The 20740-nt window shown below is 70.2% G+C and carries 19 protein-coding genes and 1 riboswitch; of the genes, 14 read left to right on the forward strand and 5 right to left on the reverse strand.

What is annotated here, in order from left to right; translation table 11 throughout:
* The first annotated feature begins 62 nt into the window (after window positions 1–62).
* The 3 genes from ACGFIM_RS07560 to ACGFIM_RS07570 all read left to right on the forward strand — a co-directional run bounded on the left by ACGFIM_RS07560 (window position 63) and on the right by ACGFIM_RS07570 (window position 2892).
* Complete coding sequence (locus ACGFIM_RS07560) at window positions 63–884, forward strand: aldo/keto reductase (protein WP_393196209.1); 822 nt, start codon at window positions 63–65, stop codon at window positions 882–884.
* An 89-nt stretch (window positions 885–973) separates the two neighbouring features.
* Window positions 974–1927 carry a Gfo/Idh/MocA family protein gene (locus tag ACGFIM_RS07565; RefSeq protein WP_393196212.1) on the forward strand — a complete coding sequence of 318 codons (954 nt, stop codon included), beginning with the start codon at window positions 974–976 and terminating at the stop codon, window positions 1925–1927.
* Between the two features lie 117 nt (window positions 1928–2044).
* Window positions 2045–2181, forward strand: a riboswitch (cyclic di-AMP (ydaO/yuaA leader).
* A 12-nt stretch (window positions 2182–2193) separates the two neighbouring features.
* Entirely contained in the window at window positions 2194–2892 is a 699-nt protein-coding gene (locus ACGFIM_RS07570; protein WP_393196215.1) for a CHAP domain-containing protein, read from the forward strand.
* A 163-nt stretch (window positions 2893–3055) separates the two neighbouring features.
* Here ACGFIM_RS07570 and ACGFIM_RS07575 read toward each other — a convergent pair whose 3' ends face one another.
* Window positions 3056–3190 (reverse strand): hypothetical protein, encoded by a 135-nt coding sequence (locus ACGFIM_RS07575; protein WP_393196218.1) that lies wholly within the window; start codon window positions 3188–3190, stop codon window positions 3056–3058.
* On the opposite strand from ACGFIM_RS07575, the gene ACGFIM_RS07580 reads away from it, so the two are divergent.
* Both ACGFIM_RS07580 and ACGFIM_RS07585 read left to right on the forward strand, forming a co-directional pair.
* The gene (locus tag ACGFIM_RS07580; protein ID WP_393196221.1) at window positions 3177–3698 is read left to right on the forward strand and encodes a hypothetical protein; all 522 of its coding nucleotides are present in this window, start codon (window positions 3177–3179) and stop codon (window positions 3696–3698) included. The two genes, ACGFIM_RS07575 and ACGFIM_RS07580, sit on opposite strands and share 14 nt — an antisense overlap.
* Window positions 3699–3902: 204 nt before the next feature.
* Window positions 3903–4442, forward strand: a complete 540-nt coding sequence (locus ACGFIM_RS07585; protein ID WP_393196224.1) for a hypothetical protein — start codon at window positions 3903–3905, stop codon at window positions 4440–4442.
* 113 nt (window positions 4443–4555) lie between these two features.
* Here the strand turns inward: ACGFIM_RS07585 and ACGFIM_RS07590 are convergent, their stop codons facing one another.
* Window positions 4556–4882 carry a YciI family protein gene (locus ACGFIM_RS07590; RefSeq protein ID WP_393196227.1) on the reverse strand — a complete coding sequence of 109 codons (327 nt, stop codon included), beginning with the start codon at window positions 4880–4882 and terminating at the stop codon, window positions 4556–4558.
* A 1007-nt stretch (window positions 4883–5889) separates the two neighbouring features.
* Between ACGFIM_RS07590 and ACGFIM_RS07595 the strand changes: the two genes are divergently transcribed.
* The 6 genes from ACGFIM_RS07595 to ACGFIM_RS07620 are packed head-to-tail and all read left to right on the forward strand — an operon-like array spanning window position 5890 to window position 12510.
* The gene (locus ACGFIM_RS07595) at window positions 5890–7230 is read left to right on the forward strand and encodes an extracellular solute-binding protein (RefSeq protein WP_393196230.1); all 1341 of its coding nucleotides are present in this window, start codon (window positions 5890–5892) and stop codon (window positions 7228–7230) included.
* 58 nt (window positions 7231–7288) lie between these two features.
* The gene (locus ACGFIM_RS07600; protein WP_393196233.1) at window positions 7289–8245 is read left to right on the forward strand and encodes a carbohydrate ABC transporter permease; all 957 of its coding nucleotides are present in this window, start codon (window positions 7289–7291) and stop codon (window positions 8243–8245) included.
* Window positions 8242–9072 carry a carbohydrate ABC transporter permease gene (locus ACGFIM_RS07605; RefSeq protein ID WP_393196236.1) on the forward strand — a complete coding sequence of 277 codons (831 nt, stop codon included), beginning with the start codon at window positions 8242–8244 and terminating at the stop codon, window positions 9070–9072. Before ACGFIM_RS07600 ends, ACGFIM_RS07605 begins: the two co-directional genes overlap by 4 nt.
* Window positions 9069–10481, forward strand: coding sequence for a GH1 family beta-glucosidase (locus ACGFIM_RS07610; RefSeq protein ID WP_393196239.1), 1413 nt, complete (start codon window positions 9069–9071; stop codon window positions 10479–10481). Before ACGFIM_RS07605 ends, ACGFIM_RS07610 begins: the two co-directional genes overlap by 4 nt.
* A complete protein-coding gene (locus ACGFIM_RS07615; RefSeq protein ID WP_364054023.1) occupies window positions 10462–11460 on the forward strand; it encodes a LacI family DNA-binding transcriptional regulator in 999 nt (332 codons plus the stop codon). The genes ACGFIM_RS07610 and ACGFIM_RS07615 overlap by 20 nt, the downstream gene beginning before the upstream one ends.
* A 54-nt stretch (window positions 11461–11514) precedes the next feature.
* Window positions 11515–12510 (forward strand): phosphotransferase family protein, encoded by a 996-nt coding sequence (locus ACGFIM_RS07620; RefSeq protein WP_393196242.1) that lies wholly within the window; start codon window positions 11515–11517, stop codon window positions 12508–12510.
* Here ACGFIM_RS07620 and ACGFIM_RS07625 read toward each other — a convergent pair.
* The gene (locus ACGFIM_RS07625; protein WP_393196245.1) at window positions 12454–14679 is read right to left on the reverse strand and encodes a M64 family metallopeptidase; all 2226 of its coding nucleotides are present in this window, start codon (window positions 14677–14679) and stop codon (window positions 12454–12456) included. The two genes, ACGFIM_RS07620 and ACGFIM_RS07625, sit on opposite strands and share 57 nt — an antisense overlap.
* Before the next feature lie 197 nt (window positions 14680–14876).
* On the opposite strand from ACGFIM_RS07625, the gene ACGFIM_RS07630 reads away from it, so the two are divergent.
* The 3 genes from ACGFIM_RS07630 to ACGFIM_RS07640 all read left to right on the forward strand — a co-directional run bounded on the left by ACGFIM_RS07630 (window position 14877) and on the right by ACGFIM_RS07640 (window position 18452).
* Entirely contained in the window at window positions 14877–16073 is a 1197-nt protein-coding gene (locus tag ACGFIM_RS07630; protein WP_393196248.1) for an FAD-dependent oxidoreductase, read from the forward strand.
* A 91-nt stretch (window positions 16074–16164) separates the two neighbouring features.
* Complete coding sequence (locus tag ACGFIM_RS07635; protein WP_393196251.1) at window positions 16165–17502, forward strand: class II 3-deoxy-7-phosphoheptulonate synthase; 1338 nt, start codon at window positions 16165–16167, stop codon at window positions 17500–17502.
* A 182-nt stretch (window positions 17503–17684) separates the two neighbouring features.
* Entirely contained in the window at window positions 17685–18452 is a 768-nt protein-coding gene (locus ACGFIM_RS07640) for an SAM-dependent methyltransferase (protein ID WP_393196254.1), read from the forward strand.
* A gap of 62 nt (window positions 18453–18514) precedes the next feature.
* Here ACGFIM_RS07640 and trxA read toward each other — a convergent pair whose 3' ends face one another.
* Window positions 18515–18892 carry a thioredoxin gene (gene trxA / locus ACGFIM_RS07645; protein WP_364054041.1) on the reverse strand — a complete coding sequence of 126 codons (378 nt, stop codon included), beginning with the start codon at window positions 18890–18892 and terminating at the stop codon, window positions 18515–18517.
* Between the two features lie 117 nt (window positions 18893–19009).
* Window positions 19010–20725: an ExeM/NucH family extracellular endonuclease gene (locus ACGFIM_RS07650; RefSeq protein WP_393196257.1), complete on the reverse strand. Its 1716-nt coding sequence runs from the start codon at window positions 20723–20725 to the stop codon at window positions 19010–19012.
* Window positions 20726–20740 lie beyond the last annotated feature (15 nt).

Below are 20740 nucleotides of genomic sequence, written 5' to 3' on the forward strand. Positions count from 1 at the left end.
ACCGCTTCAAGCTAGCCCCACCGCCTGAAGCCGCCGGAAACGCGGCGTGAACAATGGAGGGTATGAACTCGCTCATGCTCAACACGGACGGCGTGCAGATCCCGCAGCTCGGGTACGGCGTCTGGCAGGTACCGCCCGAAGAGACCGAGCAGGCGGTCCTGACCGCGCTCAAGGCCGGCTACCGGCACATCGACACCGCCGCCGCCTACGGCAACGAGGAGGGCGTGGGACGCGCGGTGCGCGCCAGCGGGCTGCCCCGCGAGAAGGTGTTCGTGACCACGAAGCTGGCCAACGGCCAGCACCACCGCGCCGAGGCCGCCTTCGAGGAGTCGCTGGCCCGGCTCGGCCTCGACTACGTCGACCTTTACCTCATCCACTGGCCGATGCCGCAGCACGACAAGTACGTGCAGGCCTGGAAGGCCATGGAGAAGATCTACCGGGACGGCCGGGCCAAGGCCATCGGCGTGTCCAACTTCACGGTCGAGACGCTCACCCGGCTCATGAACGAGGCCGACATCGTTCCCTCGATCAACCAGATCGAGCTCCATCCGTACTTCCAGCAGCGCCAGATGCGGGAGTTCCACGAGGCCAACGGCATTCTCACCGAGGCGTGGAGCCCGCTCGGCCAGGGCAGGGGGCTGCTCGACGACCCGGCGCTGCGGGTGCTGGCCGACAAGCACTGCAAGACGCCCGCGCAGATCGTGCTGCGCTGGCACCTCCAGATCGGCAACGTGGTGATCCCGAAGTCGGTCACGCCGGCCAGGATCGCCGAGAACATCGACGTCTTCGACTTCTTCCTCGACGACGAGGACCTCGCGGCCATCAGCGCGATGAACAGGGAGCAGCGGCTGGGTCCCGACCCCGACACGTTCCACGCGGTGTGAAGGTGACCGGTGTGACTGCCGGACATTTCTGATATTTCCGGCATCACCCGGCATATAAGCGTTTTTACCTTCCGGATACGATCGCCGGCGTGCGAGATTTCACTTGGGGAATAGCCGCCACCGGCGGCATCGCCCGTACCGTCGGCAAGGTGATCGTGGCGGAACCCGGCATGCGGGTGGCCGCCGTCGGATCGAGGAGTCTGGACAGGGCGCAGGCCCTGGCGGCGGAGCTGGGCGCCGAGTCGGCGTACGGCTCCTACGAGCAGCTGTGCGCGGATCCGGCGGTGGACGCCATCTACATCGCCACCCCGCACGCCCAGCACCTGCAGGTGGCCGAGGCCGCCATCGCGGCGGGCAAGGCGGTGCTGTGCGAGAAGCCGCTGGCCGCGACCGTGGACGACGCCGAGAAGATGGTGCGCCTGGCCCGCGAGGCGGGGGTCTTCCTGATGGAAGCGATGTGGATGCGGTTCAATCCGCTCATTCAGCTCATCAAGGACGACCCTCGCTTCGGCGAGATCCGGTCGGTGCAGGCGAGCTTCGGTTTCGCCCACCCCTACGACCCCGCGCACCGCCTGTGGGCGCCGGAGCTGGGCGGCGGCGCCCTGCTCGACCTGGGGATCTACCCGTTCGGGCTGGCCCAGCTCCTCCTGGGCATGCCCACCGGCCTGCACGTCACCGGTAAGCTCGCACCGAACGGCGTTGACGCGGAGGCGGCCGGCGTCTTGCTCTACCCCGACGGCAAGCACGCTCTCGTGGCGACTTCATTGCTCGGGAATTACCCGAACCAGGCCGGCGTTGTGGGTACTCAGATGCGCGCGGACATCCAGGCGCCGTTCTGGGCACCGCAGCGGATCGTGCTCTCCGGGCCCTCGATGGAGCCGGAGGAGCACGTGCTCGATCCGGCCGACAACGGTTACGCCGGAGAGCTCCGCGAAGTCCGCGCCGCCACGGCCGAAGGCAGGACCGAATCCTCGATCATGCCTCTTGACGAATCCCTTGCCATGATGGGGCTTCTGGCCGAGGCTCGCAGTCAGCTCAGCTGACTTTACTTTTATGGATTTGTAATCCTCTTGCCTCGTGTATTACCTTATGGGGCATCTTGAGGCATACGCCCGGTTTGTCCGGCTATGTCAGACCATCGCACGAAAGATCACAGGAATGTCCTGTGACCGCTGAATCCGCCACGTGCGGAACCGGGGACCCACGTCCTTTGGGGTGAATCGGCACTCCGGTGCCGTAGGGCAGCTTCCACGCCCGAACCCGTCAGCTAACCCGGTAAGCGGCATGGAAGCAAGGAGTTACCCCCTCGATGGCCAAGCACCGTCTTACCGCTGTCTCGAAGAACACCATCGCCCGCGCCGTGCTCGGCGCCGGCGTCCTGGCCTCGGCCCTCGGCGTCCCCGCCACGGCCCACGCCGACGCCTCCACCGCGGTCGCCGCGGCCACCGCCGCCAAGCACCCGGACACCGCCCGCGCCGCCCACAAGGCGGGCGAGCGCGACGAGACGAAGATCAACGTCACCGCCGACCAGGTGCTCGCGGTCGCCAGGTCGCAGATCGGCACCTCCGAGAACGCCAAGGGCGGCGGCACCCCGTACCAGCAGTGGTACGCCAACTCCCAGCGCGCGGCCGAGACCATCGCCCGCGACGGCGGCAGCCGCGCCGATTACCTGAACGCCGCCTGGTGCTCGATGTTCGTCTCCTGGGTCGGCGAGAAGACCGGCGCCCGCCCGCAGGTCGGCTGGGACGCCTGGACCGTCGCCCACGCCAAGTGGTTCGCCGCCAACAAGCGCTTCGGCCACGAGGCCAAGCCTGGCGCCGTGGTGTTCTTCTCCTGGAAGGGCGGCAAGTCGCTGAACGACATCCAGCACGTCGGCTTCGTCGTCAAGGACAACCGCGACGGCACCATCACCACCATCGAGGGCAACACCGGCAACGGCAAGGTCGAGGAGCGGGTCCGGCCGAAGTCGCAGGTCGTCGGCTACGGCTACCCCGAGTACGCCTCCTGACGCACTCCCACCGGTGGGTGCTCCCACCTTCTTCGTGACGGCAGAACGCGCGTCCCCTCCCCGGGGCGCGCGTTTCGTCGTCCGGGGCTCTCGAACGCCCGGCGCCGCGTCTCGCCATCGGGGCTCTCGAACGTCGGGGCTCTAACGCCCGCGCCGCGTTTCGTCATCCCGGGACGTCGAACGCCCGGCGCCGGACCACGTCGAGCTCGGCGTAGAGCCCCGGGACCGCGACGAGCTCGTCATGCGTGCCGCACCGCACGATGCGGCCCCCGTCGAACACGACAATGAGATCCGCCATCCGCACCGCCGGAAAACGGTGGGTGATCAGCAGCGTGACGGCCCCGGGCGGCTCTTCGCCGCCTCGGGCTCTCGGACGGGGCGTCCGGCGCCGCGGTCGGCTCGTCCAGCAGCACCACCAGCAGCCGCGGCGCCGTACGCATCGAGCCTCGGGCGAGCGCCAGCCGCTGCCGCTGCCCGCCGGAGAGCCGCACGCCGCCCTCGAACGTCTCGCCCGGCTCGGTCTCCAGGCCGCGCGGAAATTCTCCGGCCACCGGGCGGGCGTCCGCGCGTTCCAGCGCCGCCCGGACGGCCGCGAGGCCGTGCAGGGCGAGCCGCAGGTCGCCTTGCACGTGCGGGCGTTCGAGCCGGGCGAGCGGCATGGCCGCGACTGCGGCGCGCACCCGGTGGCGCAGCTCCCCGTCGATCCGCCGGACCACGGCGGCCCCGCGGGCTCCAGCAGCGCGGTGCAGAGCTCCTGGGCTTGCAGCACCAGCAGCAGGGCGACGAGCGGGCCCGCCCCGCCGTAGGCGACCAGGCGGCCGAGCGGAAACGTGGCGAGCGGCCCGAGCACCGCCGCGCCGATGGCGACCAGCGCGTACGCCGCCGGCGGCCCCGCTCGGGCGAGGGGCGGCAGCCGAATCAGTTGCTACGCCCGGGACGGTGACCCGGCACGACTGGACCGGTCAATCCGATGCGGTCACATTGGAAATCGCCTGGCTTACGATGCTGCGATGATCCACGGTGAACGGCCGTCGTACGACGAGCTGGTGTCGATGCTGGGAGTGCCCATCACGGTCGAGGACGCCCGCGCCCGCTGGGGCGGGCTCATCGAGGAGACGAAGAGCGGCCGGACCGTCATGATCATCCGCGAGCGCTGGGAGTGGGCCGCGCTCGTGCCGCTGTCCAGGGTGGGCGGGGTGCTGACCGGCCTGCCGCTCGTGGGGCTGTCCACCGCGCGGTCCAAGCTGGGCGACCTCGTACGCCAGGTCGCCGACCCGTACAGCGAGCCGGTGGTGCTCGGCCGGCGCCGCAAGCCCGTCGCCGGCCTGATCGGCGCGCACGTCCTGCTCGGCAAGGAGCGGCCCGAACGCCCGTCCGCCGCCGACGCGCTGCTCGTCGGCGGCCACACGATCACGCTCACCTACAACCCGGCCGAAGGGCTGGTGCTGGCCGTCGCCCGCGACCGCGAGGGAAGGGAGGTCTCCGCCGGCGCGGGCCACAACGCCCGCGAGGCCCTGCGGGACCTCTCCGAGCCTCCCCAGTGGCCCTGACCCCGAGCCCCTGCGGCGGCCCTGACCCCGAGCCCCTGCGGCGGCCGTGGCGGGTCCGAAGACGTTCCGCGCATCGGGCGACGGCGACCCGAGCGACGGCCACGGCGGCGCGATCAGCCGGCGCTCGCCGCCGAGCCGACGGCGCGCGCTCCGAGCATCTCCGCCAGCACAGGGTGCGCCCGCCCCACATCGATCGTGGTGATCGCGTACGTCGCCACCCCGGCCACCACGAACGGGTCCTCCGCCGCGATCCGCTCCACCTCCTCGCGATCGACCCCGCACGCCACGATCGCCCCGCCCACGGACGCCGGCACCGTCTGCCCGGAGGCCAGGAACACGCCCGCCCGGTGATGCCGCTCCAGGAACTCGACGTGGGCGGCGACGTACGGCCCGGCCGCCTCCTCGGAGCCCGTGTACCGCAGCAACAGCAGATGCAACATCTCACTCCCCTGGTCTTGAGTCCGCCCATGATGGCATCCGCCCCGGACGTTTTCCTGCAAGCCCGTGTCACCCGACCGTCGCTGCCCCGCGGCCCCTGCCGCCTTGCTGCACCTGCGACGCCCCGCACTACTTCACCGAACGCCTTTACATCGTAGATTTCCGGGCACGGGACGGCGCGGACGGCGCAATGCCCGCGAGACGCGCAGACGAGTTCCCGCGAAACCCGAGGTCACACGCCGCCGGGTCAAGCCTCGCGCCCATCCACCGACCTGAGCCGGCACAGCACGACCCACCGGCACGGGGAGGAAGCCGGGACCGCCGGCACAGAACGGGGACCGTCAACACGCGAAGACGACCGGCCAGCGTAGACACGGAAAGACGAGCAGGGCGGAGACCGCCGGCACAGGTAGACGGGGCGTGGGAAGGCGGGCGGGAGTGGGAACCGTCGGTTCAGGGAGGCGGGGCCGGGGGCCGTGGACGCGATGCGGGAAGGCAGGCGGGCGCCGGCTCCGCCGCCCCCAGGCCCTCCCGTGCCACCGGCTCCGCCGCCCGCAGACCTTCCCGTGCCACCGGCTCCGCCCCCGGTTGAGGTGGGGTCGGCGGCCTTGACCTGACCCCGTGTACCCGGCGTTGACAGCCCGGAGGAGCGCCGGGGTGGCCGATGCCGTTTTGGGCGGTCGGGCGGGTGGTGGGAACGAGGGATCGCGCGTCGGCCCGCGCTGGTCTGCGGGCGGTCTGGGCGGGGTCTCGGGAGGGAGACATGCCCTGATGCGACACGAAAGATGCCTCTTGTGATGGGAGCGCTCCCAATCAGCTCTTTGCACCATATACACCCGTAAATCCGGTTTCAACCTTCCAAACCGCCCCATTGGTAACGGTTACGTTTCGCGGCATTGACGGGCCACTCACGCAAGTGCACCCTTTGTGGGAGCGCTCCCAAATGTTCCACCGCGGCAGAGCGCATGTCGCGGTGCCCTCACACCAATCACCCCAGAAGGGCTCCACCATGATGATCAGGAAGCGTCGCGGCACCCTGGCCGCGGCCTCGGCCCTGACCGCGGCGGCGCTCGCCGTCGCGTCGTGCGGTTCCGGCGGCACCTCAGAGCAGAGCGGCGCCTCGGCCTCCTCCTCGGACTCGGGGCCGATCACCATCCGGCTGCAGACGTTCGGCGGCGGCAGCAACTTCGGCTACAAGAACGCGGTCGACAAGTGGAACGCCGAGCATAAGGACATCCAGATCCAGTACGAGAACCTGACCGACCAGTTCGAGCAGCAGTACTGGCCGCAGATGATCCAGTGGCTTCAGGCCGGCAGCGGCGCCGGTGACGTGGTCGGCATCGACGAGGGCGGCATGGGCCTGGCCAAGGCGCGCCCCGAGTGGTGGGCGGACCTGAAGGAGTACGGCCTGGAGTCGCGCAAGGCCGACTACCCCGCCTGGAAGTGGGAGAACGGCGTCGCCGCCGACGGCAAGCTGTTCGCGCTGGGCACCGACGTCGGCGGCATGAGCCTGTGCTATCGCAAGGACCTGTTCGAGAAGGCCGGCCTGCCGAGCGACCGCGACGAGGTCAGCGCGCTCTGGCCGACCTGGGACGACTACCTCAAGGTGGGCGAGAAGTTCCAGTCGAAGGTCAAGGACACCAAGTGGGCCGACGGCACCAACACGCTGTACCAGGTGGTGCTGTACCAGGAGGCGGAGAAGAACGGCGGCGTCTCCTACTTCGACAAGGACAACAACCTGATCGTCGACAAGAACCCGGCGGTCAAGACGGCCTTCGACTTCGCGACGAAGCTGAGCCAGCAGGGCCTGACCGCCAAGCTGCGCAACTTCACCGAGGAGTGGGCGACGGGCACCCAGAAGGGCGCGTTCGCCACGCTCGGCTGCCCGTCCTGGATGCTCGGCGTGGTCAGCGACAACGCCGGTGAGGACGCCAAGGGCAAGTGGGACGTGGCCGCGGTGCCGGGCGGCGGCGGCAACTGGGGCGGCTCCTGGCTGGCCGTGCCCAAGCAGTCGAAGCACCCGAAGGAGGCGGCGATGGTCGCCGACTACCTGACGCAGGCGGAGACGCAGGCCAGCGTCTTCAAGGACTTCGGCAACATGCCGAGCAACACGAAGGCGCAGCAGGACCCGGCGGTGCAGGGCGCGAAGAACGAGTTCTTCAACGACGCCCCCGTCGGTGAGATCTTCGCCAAGTCCGCCTCCAGCCTCCAGCCGGTCTTCCTCGGCGTGAAGCACGCCCAGGTCAAGAACGCCATCGAGTCGGTCATCCAGGGTGTGGACGACGGCTCGGTCCCGTACGACAAGGCCTGGCAGCAGCTGGTCGACGACGCGGTGAAGGCCGCGGGCTGATCTCCCGCCCGGCCCGCCTCAAGGGCGGGCCGGGCCTGTTGCCGCCGAAAGGTCTGTTATGAGCCTCGACACCCTTCCACGGGCGACGCGGAGCAATCACCGCCGCGCCCGCCCGCCGGGCAGCCGCTGGCGTTCCCGTCTGGACGTCAAGGCGATGCCGTACGTCCTGGTGTCCCCGTACTTCCTGCTTTTCGCCGCCTTCGGGTTCTTCCCGCTGGCGTTCACGCTCTACTACTCGCTGTACGACTACGACCTGACCGGCACCGTCGAGTGGGCCGGGCTGGGCAACTACGCGGCGCTGCTGAGCGACTCCGCCTTCTGGCGGGCCACGATCAACACCGTGGCCATGTTCATCATCGCCACCGTCCCCCAGATGCTGCTCGCGCTGTTCCTCGCCAACGCGCTGAACAAGCGCATGCGGTTCCGGCTCGCGCTGCGGATGAGCGTGCTGCTGCCGCTGGTCACGTCGGTGGTCGCGGTCGCGGTGGTGTTCACCCAGCTGTTCGCCCGCGACTGGGGCCTGGTCAACTGGATCCTCGGCATGTTCGGGGTGGACCCGCTGAACTGGCGTGCCGAGCGCGTTCCGTCGTGGATCGCGATCGCGACCATGGTCGACTGGCGCTGGACCGGCTACAACGCGATCATCTTCCTGGCCGGCATGCAGACGATCCCGCGCGATCTGTACGAGGCCGCCTCGATCGACGGGGCCTCGCAGCGCCGGCAGTTCTGGCAGATCACGCTGCCGATGCTGCGGCCCACGATGATCTTCGTGGTGCTGAACTCCACGATCGGCGGCCTGACGCTGTTCTCCGAGCCGATGACGTTCTACAACGGCAATCCGGACGGCGGGTCGCAGGGCCAGTTCCAGACGGTGGCCATGTTCGTCTACAAGGAGGCGTTCCGTGAGTTCGACTACGGCTACGCCTCGGCGGCGGCCTGGCTGCTGTTCCTGCTGATCCTCATCGGAGCGGCGATCAACTTCGCGTTCGTGCGCAGGATCGGGGGCACGCGATGACCATCTGGAAACCGACCGTCCTGACGCGGGTGCTGCTCGGCCTCGCCATCTTCCTGTCGGCGTTCCCGCTGTACTGGATGCTGGTCATCGCCTCGCGGACGAACTCCGACGCGGTGGCCTCGCCGCCGAAGTTCCTGCCGGGCGGCAACCTGGGGCAGAACATCCTCGCGGTGCTCCAGCACCCCGAGGCGAAGTTCGTGGCCGGTCTGACGAACTCGTTCATCGTGGCGAGCGTCGTCACGATCTCGGTGATCATCATCTCGACGCTGGCCGGCTTCGCGTTCGCCAACCTGAACTTCCGCGGCAGGAACGCGCTGCTGCTGCTGGTGCTGCTGACGATGGCGGTGCCGCTGCAGCAGATGGGCGTGGTGCCGCTCTACCGGCTCATGGTGAGCCTGGAGTGGACGGGCACGCTCAAGGCGGTCATCCTGCCGTACCTGCTCAACGGGTTCGGCGTCTTCCTGATGACGCAGTACACGCGCCAGTCGGTGCCGATGGAGCTGGTCGAGGCCGCCCGCGTGGACGGCGCCGCCACGCTGCGCATCTGGTGGAACGTCGTGCTGCCCGCGGTGCGGCCCGGCATGGCCGTGCTCGGGATCAACACGTTCATGCTCATGTGGAACGACTACATGTGGCCGCTGATCGTGCTCAACCAGGACAACCCGACCGTGCAGATCGCGATCAACGGCCTCAACGCGAGGTACTCCACGGAGTACTCGTTGATCTTCGCGGGCACCGCGTTGTCCATCATTCCGCTCATCGCAGTATTCGTCGCATTCGGCCGCCAGATCGTCGGCGGCCTCATGGAAGGTGCGGTCAAAGCGTGACGACACAAGAGGAACAGACGCGTTCCGGGCTGCGCTTCCCTGCGGGCTTCGCGTGGGGGGCCGCGACCTCGGCGTACCAGATCGAAGGGGCGGTCGCGGAGGACGGGCGCGGCACGTCCATCTGGGACACCTTCACCAAGCAGCCGGGAAAGGTGCTCAACGGGCACAACGCGGACGTGGCCATCGACCACTACCACCGCTACCGGGAAGACGTCGCCATCATGGCGGAGCTGGGCCTGTCGGCCTACCGGTTCTCGGTCTCCTGGCCTCGTATCCAGCCCACCGGCTCGGGCCGGATCAACCAGAAGGGCCTCGACTTCTACCGGCGGCTCTGCGATGAGCTGCGCAAGCACTCCATCGACCCGTGGCTGACCCTCTACCACTGGGACCTGCCCCAGGCGCTGGAGGACAAGGGCGGCTGGCCCAACCGCGACACCGCCTACCGCTTCGCCGAGTACGCGGCGGCGGTCCACGATGCGCTCAAGGACTACGTCCACACGTGGAGCACGGTCAACGAGCCATGGTGCGCCGCGTTCCTCGGTTACGCCTCGGGCGAGCACGCCCCCGGCCGCCGCGAGCCGGAGAACGCGATCAGGGGCGCGCACCACCTCAACCTGGCCCACGGGCTGGCCGTGCAGGCGATGAACGCCCGCCGGGTCGGCGGCTGCGTCAACCTGTACGCGGTGACGCCGGAGACCGACAGCGAGCGCGACCTGGACGCCGCCCGCCGCATCGACGGGCTGCAGAACCGGTTCTTCCTGGACGCCATGCTGCTCGGCCGCTACCCGGAGGACGTGCTGGCGGACCTGCCGATCGAGCCGGACGCCTACATCCAGCCGGGCGACATGAAGATCATCAACGCGCCCATCGACGTGCTGCTGGTCAACTACTACAGCCGCTTCACGGTCTCGGGCGCCCCCGGCGGGAGGCAGTCGGCGGCCGCGGCACCCACCGACTCGGGCTCGCCGTGGGTCGGCAGCGAGCACGTCTCGTTCGTCAGCGGGGGCCGCCCGGTGACGGCGATGGGCTGGGAGATCGACGAGAGCGGCCTGGTGGAGATCCTCACCAGGGTGGCGCGCGAGTACCCGCCGATCCCCATGGTGGTCTCCGAGAACGGCGCCGCCTTCGACGACGTGCTGGAGGACGGCCGGGTCCACGACAACGAGCGCCGGGCGTACGTGGAGGCGCACCTCGGCGCCTGCAAGGAGGCCATCGACAAGGGCGTGCCCCTTCAGGGCTACTTCGCCTGGTCGTTGATGGACAACTTCGAGTGGGCCTGGGGTTACGGCAAGCGCTTCGGCCTCGTTCGGGTCGATTTCGAAACGCAGGAGCGAGTGCTGAAGGACAGCGCACTCTGGTACTCGGAGATCATCCGGCAGAATAGGCGTTATGAACCGACCGACTCTTGAGGCAGTCGCTGCTCGGGCCGGGGTGGGCCGGGGCACGGTGTCGAGAGTCATCAACGGCTCGCCGAACGTCAGCGCGAAGGCCCGCGAGGCCGTCGAGCTGGCGATCCGCGAGCTGGGCTACGTGCCCAACCGTGCGGCGCGCGCTCTGGTGACGCGCCGCACGGACACGGTGGCGCTGGTGGTGTCCGAGTCCCAGTTCCGGGTCTTCGACGAGCCGTACTTCGCGGGCACGATCCGCGGCATCGGCTCGGCGCTGGCCGAGACCGGGTTGCAGCTCATCCTCGCGATGGCGCGCACCCCGGAGGAGCACGCGCGGCTCGAGCACTACCTGACGGGCCAGCACGTCGACGGCGTGCTGCTGCTGTCCCTGCACGGGGCCGACCCGCTGCCGGGCAGGCTGGAGGCGATGGGGGTGCCGACCGTGCTGGGCGGCCGCCCCGTCGGCCTCGACCCCTACAGCTATGTGGACATGGACAACAGGGCAGGGGCCCGGCAGGCGGTCAAACACCTGCTGAGCCTCGGCCGCACCGCGATCGCCACGATCGCCGGCTCCCAGGACATGGGTGTGGGCGTCGACCGGCTCTCGGGCTACCGAGACGCGCTGCTGCCGACGGGCCTTCCCGAGCTTGTGGCCTACGGTGACTTCTCCGAGCACAGCGGCGCGGCCGCGATGACCGAGCTGCTGCGCGCCCACCCCGATCTCGATGCGGTCTTCGCCGCCTCCGACCCGATGGCGCTGGGCGCGATGCGCGTGCTCAAGGCCGAAGGGCGCCGGATTCCCGACGACGTGGCGGTGATCGGCTTCGACGACTCCAAGGCGGCGCTGCACGCCGACCCGCCGCTGACCACGGTGCACCAGCCGACCGAGGCGATGGGACGGCAGATGGCGCAGCTCCTGGTGGCCCGCATCAACGGCGAGGAGCTGCGCCAGCCCGTGGTGATCCTCGACACTCACCTCGTGCGCAGGGAGTCCGCCTGACGGGCCGGCGCGCACGCGGGTGAGCAGCGGCACGAGAGGCAGGGTGAGGCCGCCGTGGACAGCAGGACCAAGCGCCGCTTAGCGGCGGCCGAGCTCGACGCCCTGGCCCGCCGTGCCGTCGGGGCGGGCGTCGCCTCGGCCACCGAGCTGACCGACGGCTACGCCAACGCCGTGTGGCGGCTCGCGCTGGACGACGGCCGCGAGGCGGTGCTCAAGCTGAGCCCGCCTCCCGACCTCGACCAGCTCAGCTACGAGCGCAACCTGCTGCGCATGGAGGCCGTCGCCATCGAGCTGGCGGCGCGGGCCGGCGTGCCGGTGGCGGGCCTGCTGCGCGCCGGGTTCGACGACCCGGTGCTGGGCGGCGACTACCTGTTCCTGGCCGCGCTCGACGGGGTGTCGTGGAACGACGTCAAACCGGACGGCGAGGCCGCGCTGCGCAGGGAGCTGGGCCGGCATCTGGCCCGCTTCAACAGCGTGACCGGCGAGGTGTTCGGCTACCCGCACGCCGGCATCACCGGCCCCACGTGGCGGGCGGCGTTCCTCGCGATGGTGGCGGCGCTGCTGGGCGACACCGAGCGCTACCCGACGCCGCTGCCGCTCCCGCCCGCGGAGATCATGGCGATCGTCGAGGCGGCGGCGCCGGTGCTCGACGAGGTGACCACGCCCAGGCTGGTGCACTTCGACGTGTGGGCGGGCAACGTCTTCCTCGACCTCACCGGGCCGCCGAAGATCCAGGCCATCATCGACCACGAGCGGGCCTTCTGGGGCGATCCGCTGGCCGAGTTCGTCACGCCGACGATCTTCGGCGAGCTGTCCGGCGGCGACCCGCTGCTCGCCGGCTACCGCGAGGTGACGCCGCTGGAGCTCACCCCGGCCGCGCGCGTCCGCATCGACCTCTACCGCGCCTACCTCTATCTGATCCTGCTCATCGAGAACGGACCCCGGCAGTACCCGCCGGACGAGTACGCCAGGGTCCGCACGATCGCGACCGCGTCACTGACGGACGTGCTGGACCGCCTCGTACGCGCGGCCGCGCGCCCCGTCGAGTAGGTCGCCGCAGCTGTTGCCGCCCTTGACCGTGTTCGGCACGCCCAGGTCGGCCGGGGTGCCGCCGGAGCAGGACAGCGCTCCCGCGACGGTGCTGCCGGACAGCACGGCCGTGCCGGTCAGGCCGGTGAGCCGGGCCGCGCCGCGCAGGTCGGCTCCCACGACGGTCAGGTTCCGCGCGCCGTCCACCGCGAGCGCGCCGTTCACGCGGGTGCCGAGCAGGTGCACCTCGGCGGGCCGGTCCGCGCTGAGCGCCCCGGTGATCCGGCCGCCCGTCGCCACCAGCGACGCGCCGGGCCGCACCGTGACCGCGCCGGTGACCGCGGCGCCGTCCAGGCAGGTGACCCCACTGGTCACGGTGAGCGGGCCCCGGTGCTCACCGGTGATGGTGCGGGTGCAGGCGGGCGGCGGGGCGATCGTGGTGACGGTGAAGCTCTTCGGCTCGCCGTGGTTTCCGGCCGCGTCCATCGAGCGGTACTCGATCGTGTGCCGGCCGCGCGGCAGCTTGCCGTACACCAGGGAGTCGATCTCCGTGCCCTCCTCGGAGAACGTCCACGGCAGCTCGGACGAGGTGGGCCAGCCGAAGTAGTTGAACCAGCCGTCGCCGTCCACCCGCGACTCGGAGACCACGTGGCCGTCGTGGTCGTCCTCGCCGGTCAGCCGCATCGTGAACGGGCCGTTGAAGACGTAGGTGTCGCCGTGCCGGGCCAGCGGCTGCGACAGCTCGTACGCGGTGCGCGGCGCGGTCGCGTCCACCGTCCAGGTGAGGGTCTCGCCCGCCAGGGTGGCGGTGAGCGTGTGCGTGCCCTCGGGCAGGTCCAGCTCGCCGAGGTCCAGGTCGGTGCCGTGGTGGCGGCGGCCGTTCAGCGTCCAGGTGACCTCGGGGAGCGACGTGGCGGGGTGGGTGGTCTCCACGTACACGACGTCGTCGCGGCCCACCGGGCGGTCGGTCGGGGTGGAGGAGACGAACGCCGGCTCGACGCCGTCCGGCGGGGTGGTGATCGCGGTGTCCACCGTCCAGGTGCGGGTGGCGCTGACGGCCTTCCTGATCTCCGGGTCCCTGATGAACTCGGTGGGGTCGGTGACGGTCGCGGTGACCGCGTGCCGGCCCGGCGTCAGCTCCAGCGTCCGCAGGTCGAGCGCGTCGCGGTCGCCCTCGATCTCCTCGCCGTCCACGGTCCAGGTGGTGACCAAGGAGTGGCCGACGGGCCGCATCGGCTCGACCCACAGCACGCGGTCGGCGCCCACCGGTTCGCCGGTCGGCGTCGCGTCCTGGATGACCGCGGTCTTGGCGGTGATGCGCTGCACCATGACCTCGCGGCCGACCTGGTCGTAGGCGTAGCCGAGGGTCTTCATCATGGAGTGGGCGCTCGGCCGCCACACGCCGGTCGTGTAGTACAGGCCGCCCTCGTAGCGGCCGATCTTCCCGCCGGACTCGCTCTCCTCGCCGAGCCAGCGCCACCACTTCGTGCGCTGCTCGCGCATCTGCTGCTCGGTCAGCAGCGTGTGGTGGGCCGACGCGGGCTCGGGCCCGGTGTAGGCGCCGCCGGGGACGCCGCGCTGGTAGTAGTCGTACTCGTCCTGCAGGCCGCCCAGCGAGTGGCCCAGCTCGTGCGGGCTGATCAGGGCCGACATGCTGTTGCTGCCCGAGGCGGTGGCGTACGCGCCGCCCGCGCCGCCGTACGTACCGCTGTTGGCCAGCGCGAGGATCTGCCGGTCGCCCGCGCCGGTGCCGGTGACCATGTCGGCGTAGCGGGTGGCGGCCGCGTTGTCCATGGTGATCAGGCGCTGCACGCTCGAGGGGTTGCAGCCGCCCCAGAAGCCCATGCCGAGCGGCGTGTCCCGGCGCGGGGCGTCGAGGCCGGGATCGCAGCTGACGCCGGACTCTCCGGAGACGATGTCGATCCGGTACACGTTGATGTAGTTCCGGTACGTCTTGAACGGCTCGATGGACCACATCACGTTGAGATGCCGGTCCACGTCCGCGCGGTACTTGTCCTGCTCGGCCTCGGTGTAGCCGTCGCCCATCACGATCAGGTTGAACCGTTTGGCCGGTGCTCCGGTGACCTGCACGGGCACGACGGTGGCCGAGCCCGGCTCGGCGGCGTGCGCGGGCGCTGCCGGAGCGGTTACCACGGTGGCGGCCAGCGTCAAGGCCGCGAAGATACGCATGATCGCACTATCGGGTGATCAGATCCGATAGTCCATCTCGTTCCGATCACGCCTTGGTTGTCGGCCGCTCCCCCGCACCGGCGTACCTCGTCCGGGCCGCGGGAGCGCGCGCGCAGGTGCTCGCCGGACGGCGCGCCCGCCCGGATGGCCTCGGCCCGCGAAAACGCGAGAGGTAGAATCTCATTAGGTGATGAATTATGGGAACCGTCATAGCGGGAGGCGGACCGGCAGGTGCGATGCTCGCCCTCCTCCTGGCCAGGTCAGGCGTCGAAGTGACGCTGCTGGAAAAGCACAACGACTTCCTGCGGGACTTCAGGGGCGACACCATCCACCCCTCGACCCTGCAGCTGCTCGACGAGATCGGGCTGGCGGAGGAGTTCCACAAGCTCCCCCACTACAAGGCGCGCAGCATCCACCTCGTCTCGGACTCCGGCGACATCAGGCTGGCCGACATGAGCCGCCTGCCCGGCAAGTACGACTACATCGCCTTCGTCCCCCAGTGGGACTTCCTCACGCTCGTCACGCGGGCGGCGGCCCGCTACCCCACGTTCACGCTGCTCATGAACGCCGAGGCCACCGACCTGATCCGCGAGAACGGCGCGGTCCGCGGCCTGCGCTACCGCGACCCGTCGGGCGAGCACGAGATCAGAGCCGATCTGACCGTGGCCGCCGACGGCCGCACCTCGGTGCTGCGCGCGCGGGCCGGCCTGGTGCCGCGGGACCTCGGCGCGCCCATGGACGTGGTCTGGTTCCGGCTGCCGAGAGAGCCGGGCGACCGGGAGGACACGTTCCTGCGGGTCTCGAAGGGCCGCCTCATGGTCGCCATCAACCGGGGCGGCTACTGGCAGCTCGCGTACGTGATCGTCAAGGGCGGCTACGACGACCTGACCCGCCAGGGCATCGGCGCGCTGCGCCGGCCGGTCGCCGAGCTGCTGCCCTGGCTGGCCGGCAGGACGGAGCTGATCAGGAGCTTCGACGACGTCAGCGTGCTGACCGTCCGGCTCGACCGGCTGCGCCGCTGGCACCTGCCGGGGCTGCTGTGCATCGGCGACGCCGCGCACGCGATGTCGCCCGTCTTCGGCGTGGGCATCAACCTGGCCGTGCAGGACGCGGTCGCCACCGCCAACCTGCTGGCCGGCCCGCTCAGGTACGGCAGGCCGCTCCCCGAGCGTGCGCTGCACCTGGTGCAGCGGCGCCGCATGCCGCCCACCCTGATCACGCAGGCGGCGCAGCGGTTCGTGCAGGACAGGTTCGTCAGCCCCGCGCTCACCGGGGGCTTCGACCCCGACAGGCTGCCCCGCGACCTGACCAGGATCCCGGTGCTCAACACGCTGGCGGCGCGGATGATCGGCCTCGGCGTCCGGCCCGAGCACCTCATGAGCGGGAAGATTTGACCGGTTCTGGACTCGCAGCCGGATAACCGCATTCTCACAACGTGGACAAGAGGGTCGGTGGGGTCGGGCCGGTGGAATACCCTCGTATCTCGTGAGCAGCAATCTAGTGGATCTCGATTCCTGGCGAGCCCTCCCCGCGGCGCAGCAGCCCGACTGGCCCGACCGCGGCGAGCTCGACAAGGTCGTCGCCGAGCTCGGCGGTCTGCCCCCGCTGGTCTTCGCCGGCGAGTGCGACCAGCTCAAGGAACAGATGGCGGCCGTGGCGCGCGGTGAGGCGTTCGTCCTGCAAGGCGGCGACTGCGCGGAGACGTTCGCGGGCGCGACCGCCGACAACGTGCGGCAGAAGCTGAAGACGTTGCTGCAGATGGCGATCGTGCTGACCTATGCCGGCCGGGTGCCGGTCGTGAAGATCGGCCGGGTGGCGGGGCAGTTCGCGAAGCCGCGCTCGAAGCCCACCGAGGTCCGCGACGGCGTGGAGCTGCCGGCGTACCGGGGCGACATGGTCAACGGGATCGACTTCACGCCGGAGGCCCGCACGCCCGATCCGTGGCGGCTGCTCAAGGCGTACCACTCCTCCGCCGTGACGCTCAACCTGGCCCGCGCCTTCACCAAGGGCGGCTACGCCGACCTGCGCCAGGTCCACGCGTGGAACCAGGACTTCGTCGCCGAGTCGCCCGCCGGCCGCCGCTACGAGCAGCTGGCCAGGGAGATCGACCAGGCGCTCGCCTTCATGCGGGCCTGCGGCGCCGACCCCGAGGAGTTCCACACGGTCGAGTTCTACTCCTCGCACGAGGCGCTGATCCTCGACTACGACCGCGCGCTCACCCGCATCGACTCGCGCACGGGGCTGCCGTACGACGTGTCGGCCCACATGGTCTGGATCGGCGAGCGCACCCGCCAGCTCGACGGTGCCCACGTCGAATTCTTCTCCAAGATCCGCAACCCGATCGGCGTCAAGCTCGGCCCCACCACCACGCCCGACGAGGCGCTGGCGCTGGTGGAGAAGCTCAATCCCACCAACGAGGCGGGGCGGCTGACGTTCATCACCAGGATGGGCGCGTCCAAGATCCGCGAGCACCTGCCCGCGCTGGTCAAGGAGGTCACCGCGTCCGGCGCCCGGGTCGCGTGGGTGTGCGACCCGATGCACGGCAACACGTTCGAGGCGCCGAGCGGCCACAAGACGCGGCGCGTCGACGACGTGCTCGACGAGGTGGCCGGCTTCTTCGAGGTGCACCGCTCGCTCGGCACCCACCCCGGCGGCATCCACATCGAGTTCACCGGCGACGACGTGACCGAGTGCGTGGGCGGCGGGCACGAGATCAACGAGGCCGATCTCGCCACCCGCTACGAGACGGCCTGCGACCCGCGGCTCAACCGCAGCCAGTCGCTCGACCTCGCCTTCCAGGTGGCCGAGCTCTACCGCGGCTGACCCGTCGCGGCTCACTCAGCGTGGCAGGACGGCGGGCCGGAGTGACGCTCCGGCCCGCCGTTCGCGCTTTTCCGAAAAGAGTGATCCAGGTCTCATCGGCGGGCATTCCAGAACCTGAGAGAAAGGTGAGGTATGAGAGCTATGATCGCCCGGAAAAGCTCTCATATTTCAGGAGAATTGACGTGGCTGGTGCTCCGGAGGGGGTCGACCCGAACGTCCCCAACGTCGCGCGTATGTACGACTACTTCCTCGACGGCAAGGACAACTTCGCGGCCGACCGGGCAGCGGCCGAGGAGATCCTGAAGAAATTCCCGCATACCAAGGAAGCCGCCAGGGCGAACCGCGACTTCCTGCGCCGCGCCGTGCGCTATCTGGTGGACGCCGGCGTCGAGCAGATCGTGGACCTGGGCGCCGGCCTGCCCACGCAGGGCAACACGCACGAGATCGCCCCGCAGGCGCGCGTCGTCTACGTGGACTACGACTCGGTGGTGTGCGTGCACGGCAGGGCGCTGTTGGCCAGGAAGGACAACGTCGACTTCCTCCAGGCCGACGTGCGCGAGCCGGACGTGCTGCTCGACAAGCTGCGCGGGCTCATCGACTTCGACAGGCCGGTGGCGTTCCTGATGCTGGCGCTGCTGCACTTCATCGAGGACGAGCACGCCTACGACCTGGTGGCCAAGCTGCGCGCGGCCAGCGTGCCCGGCAGCCACCTGGCGATCAGCCACGCCGTGGACCCGACGCCGGACATCACGCCGCAGGCGCTGGAGATCTACAAGAGGTCGACGGCCCAGCTCAACCTGCGCACGCGCGAGGACATCGAGCGCTTCTTCGAGGGCTACGAGCTGGCCGAGCCCGGCCTGACGTTCCCGGCCCGCTGGCGTCCCGACGAGGAGAAGCCGCTCGGCGACAACATCACGTTCGGCTACGTCGGCGTCGGGCGCAAGCTCTGACTCCGAAGACGCACGCGTGAGGCCCCGCCGTCGTCCGGCGGGGCCTCACGCGTGTCGCAAGCTCAGTTCTGCTGCTGGGCGTTCTTCAGCTCCTCGGCGAGCTCGGCCCTGATCGCGTCCATGTCGAGGGCCCTGACCTGACGGATGAGGTCTTCAAGCGCGGGCGCCGGGATGGCGCCGGCCTGCGCGAAGACGACGATGCCGTCGCGGATGGCCATCAGCGTCGGGATCGAGGTGATGTCGAACCCCTGGGCCAGCCCCTGCTCAGCGTCGGTGTCGATCTTGCCGAAGGTGATGTCCTCGTGCTTGTCCGACGCCTGCTCGAAGATCGGACCGAACTTCTTGCACGGCGGGCACCACTCGGCCCAGAAGTCGAGCAACACGATCCCCTTGTCGGCGATCTCGTTGAAGTTCTTCTCGGTTACTTCGATGGTCGCCACAAGTGGCTCCTTGCTCGTTGTCGCTAGCAGTGCATCCGTCTCAACCACGTACCCACATCCAGCATTCCATGCTCCGGCGCCGGGCGCGGCCGCTTCCGGCGACCGCGCCCGTACGGGTCAGCGGCCGCCGGGCAGGTTCAGGCCGATGAGCAGGGGATCGTGGTCGGAGGATCGGTAGGCGTCGGGCCGGTAGAGATCCGGCGGGTTGAACTCGGTGTTGTAGTCGAGGATGCGCGGCTCGTCGGCGTTGATGTGCCAGATCGTGGCGCCGCTGACCCGCTTGAGCAGCTGCCGGCCGACGAGGGCGTGGTCCAGCTCGCCCGCGAGGCCGTCGAACAGGTAGCTGTAGCGCTGCGCGGCGGGCACGAACCGCTTGGTGACGCCGGCCAGGCCGCCCGCTTCGAGCGTGCGGATCGGGTCCTCTTCGCCGTAGGCGTTGAGGTCGCCGAGCACGATCGGGTTCGGCAGGTCCCGCTCCTCGATGATGCCGAGCAGGGCCTCGGCCTGGGCGACGCGGGTGGCGTTCCAGCAGCTCTGGCCGTCGCCCTGGTCGGCGTCGGGCCCGCTGGACGGGCAGCCTCCCTTCGACTTGAGGTGGTTGACCAGCAGGGTGAACGGCTGGCCGCCGCCCTTCCTGCGGAAGGTCTGGATCAGCGGCGGGCGGCTGAACACCGGGTCCTGCGACGACATGGCCGCACCGGCCGGAGTCAGCTTGCCCGGCTTGTAGATGATGCCGACCTGGATGGCGTCGGTGCCGGGGTACGGGTGCGCGAGCGCGGCGTACGTGCCGGCGCCCACCTCGGCGTTGACCGCGTCCACGAGCGCCTGCAGCGCGGTCTGGCCGTTGTTCTCGACCTCCATGAGCGCCACCGCGTCGGCGTCGAGGCCCTTGAGCGCGGAGACCAGCTTGGCGAGCTGGCGCCGCTGCTCCTCGGCGTTGTTCGCGCCGCGCGAGCCGAGCGTGGTGAACCAGTTGAGGGTGTTGAACGAGGCCACCGTGACGTTGCCGCCCACCGGGGCCGGCCGGGCCGGGCGCGGGGCGGCGCTCTCGTACGCGATGGGCTCGGTGGGCTGGAGCCGGTAGGAGCCGAAGCCGTAGCCGAGCACGCCGGTGACGCCGCGCGCCACGTCGCCCGCCCGCACGATGGGCGGCAGCGTGGCGGGGTTCTCGCGGGTGGAGGCGTCGTCCACGAGCAGCGCGCGGCGCTCGTTCGCGGCGGCGTCGACGCCGGGCCGGTCGGTCGGCTGGAACAGCCGGCCCTGCGCCGACAGCGTGACCTCGCCGTAGCGGCCCAGGTTGTAGTGATCGCTGACGGTCAGCGGCTGCGGGAACGTCAGCAGCATGTTCTCGACCTGCTCCAGGCTCGCGCCCGGGGCCACCGGCAGCCGGTACGGCAGCGGCTCCACCCGGCCCGTGCCGCAGACGTCCACGGCGGTGACGGGCGACAGCTCGGTCCAGCCGTTGTACTCGGTGACCGTGCCGGTGATCAGGACGCGGTCGCCGACCTTGACGTCCTTGACCGACTCGCCCGCGTACGCGAACAGCCCCTCGGACGTGGCCGGGTCGGCGTCGGGCCGCGGATCCTGCAGGAAGAAGCCGCTGAGCTGGTCGCTCCGCTGGAAGTCGGCGGTGACGACGCCCTCGACGCGGACGGTCTGCCCGGCCAGCGGGCTGGCGTCCCCGGCGCCCTGCACCTGCGCGATGCGGTGGGAGGCGGGGGTGGCGCAGGCGGTGCTCGCTCCTGCAGCGGGGTCGGCGGCGGCCGGGACGGCGGGCAGCGCCACGCAGACCGCGACGGCGGCAGCCAGGGAGGCTCGGGATAAAACCTGCATGTCCGGCACTTTACG

The sequence above is a fragment of the Nonomuraea sp. NPDC049309 genome (assembly GCF_043196965.1).
GTDB lineage: Bacteria > Actinomycetota > Actinomycetes > Streptosporangiales > Streptosporangiaceae > Nonomuraea > Nonomuraea fastidiosa.

Coding starts and splice junctions, on each gene's coding strand:
- ACGFIM_RS07560 (WP_393196209.1), top strand. CDS start 63: ATGAACTCGCTCATGCTCAACACGGACGGCGTGCAGATCCCGCAGCTC.
- ACGFIM_RS07570 (WP_393196215.1), top strand. CDS start 2,194: ATGGCCAAGCACCGTCTTACCGCTGTCTCGAAGAACACCATCGCCCGC.
- ACGFIM_RS07580 (WP_393196221.1), top strand. CDS start 3,177: ATGAGATCCGCCATCCGCACCGCCGGAAAACGGTGGGTGATCAGCAGC.
- ACGFIM_RS07575 (WP_393196218.1), bottom strand. CDS start 3,190: ATGGCGGATCTCATTGTCGTGTTCGACGGGGGCCGCATCGTGCGGTGC.
- ACGFIM_RS07585 (WP_393196224.1), top strand. CDS start 3,903: ATGATCCACGGTGAACGGCCGTCGTACGACGAGCTGGTGTCGATGCTG.
- ACGFIM_RS07590 (WP_393196227.1), bottom strand. CDS start 4,882: ATGTTGCATCTGCTGTTGCTGCGGTACACGGGCTCCGAGGAGGCGGCC.
- ACGFIM_RS07595 (WP_393196230.1), top strand. CDS start 5,890: ATGATGATCAGGAAGCGTCGCGGCACCCTGGCCGCGGCCTCGGCCCTG.
- ACGFIM_RS07600 (WP_393196233.1), top strand. CDS start 7,289: ATGAGCCTCGACACCCTTCCACGGGCGACGCGGAGCAATCACCGCCGC.
- ACGFIM_RS07605 (WP_393196236.1), top strand. CDS start 8,242: ATGACCATCTGGAAACCGACCGTCCTGACGCGGGTGCTGCTCGGCCTC.
- ACGFIM_RS07615 (WP_364054023.1), top strand. CDS start 10,462: ATGAACCGACCGACTCTTGAGGCAGTCGCTGCTCGGGCCGGGGTGGGC.
- ACGFIM_RS07625 (WP_393196245.1), bottom strand. CDS start 14,679: ATGCGTATCTTCGCGGCCTTGACGCTGGCCGCCACCGTGGTAACCGCT.
- ACGFIM_RS07630 (WP_393196248.1), top strand. CDS start 14,877: ATGGGAACCGTCATAGCGGGAGGCGGACCGGCAGGTGCGATGCTCGCC.
- ACGFIM_RS07650 (WP_393196257.1), bottom strand. CDS start 20,725: ATGCAGGTTTTATCCCGAGCCTCCCTGGCTGCCGCCGTCGCGGTCTGC.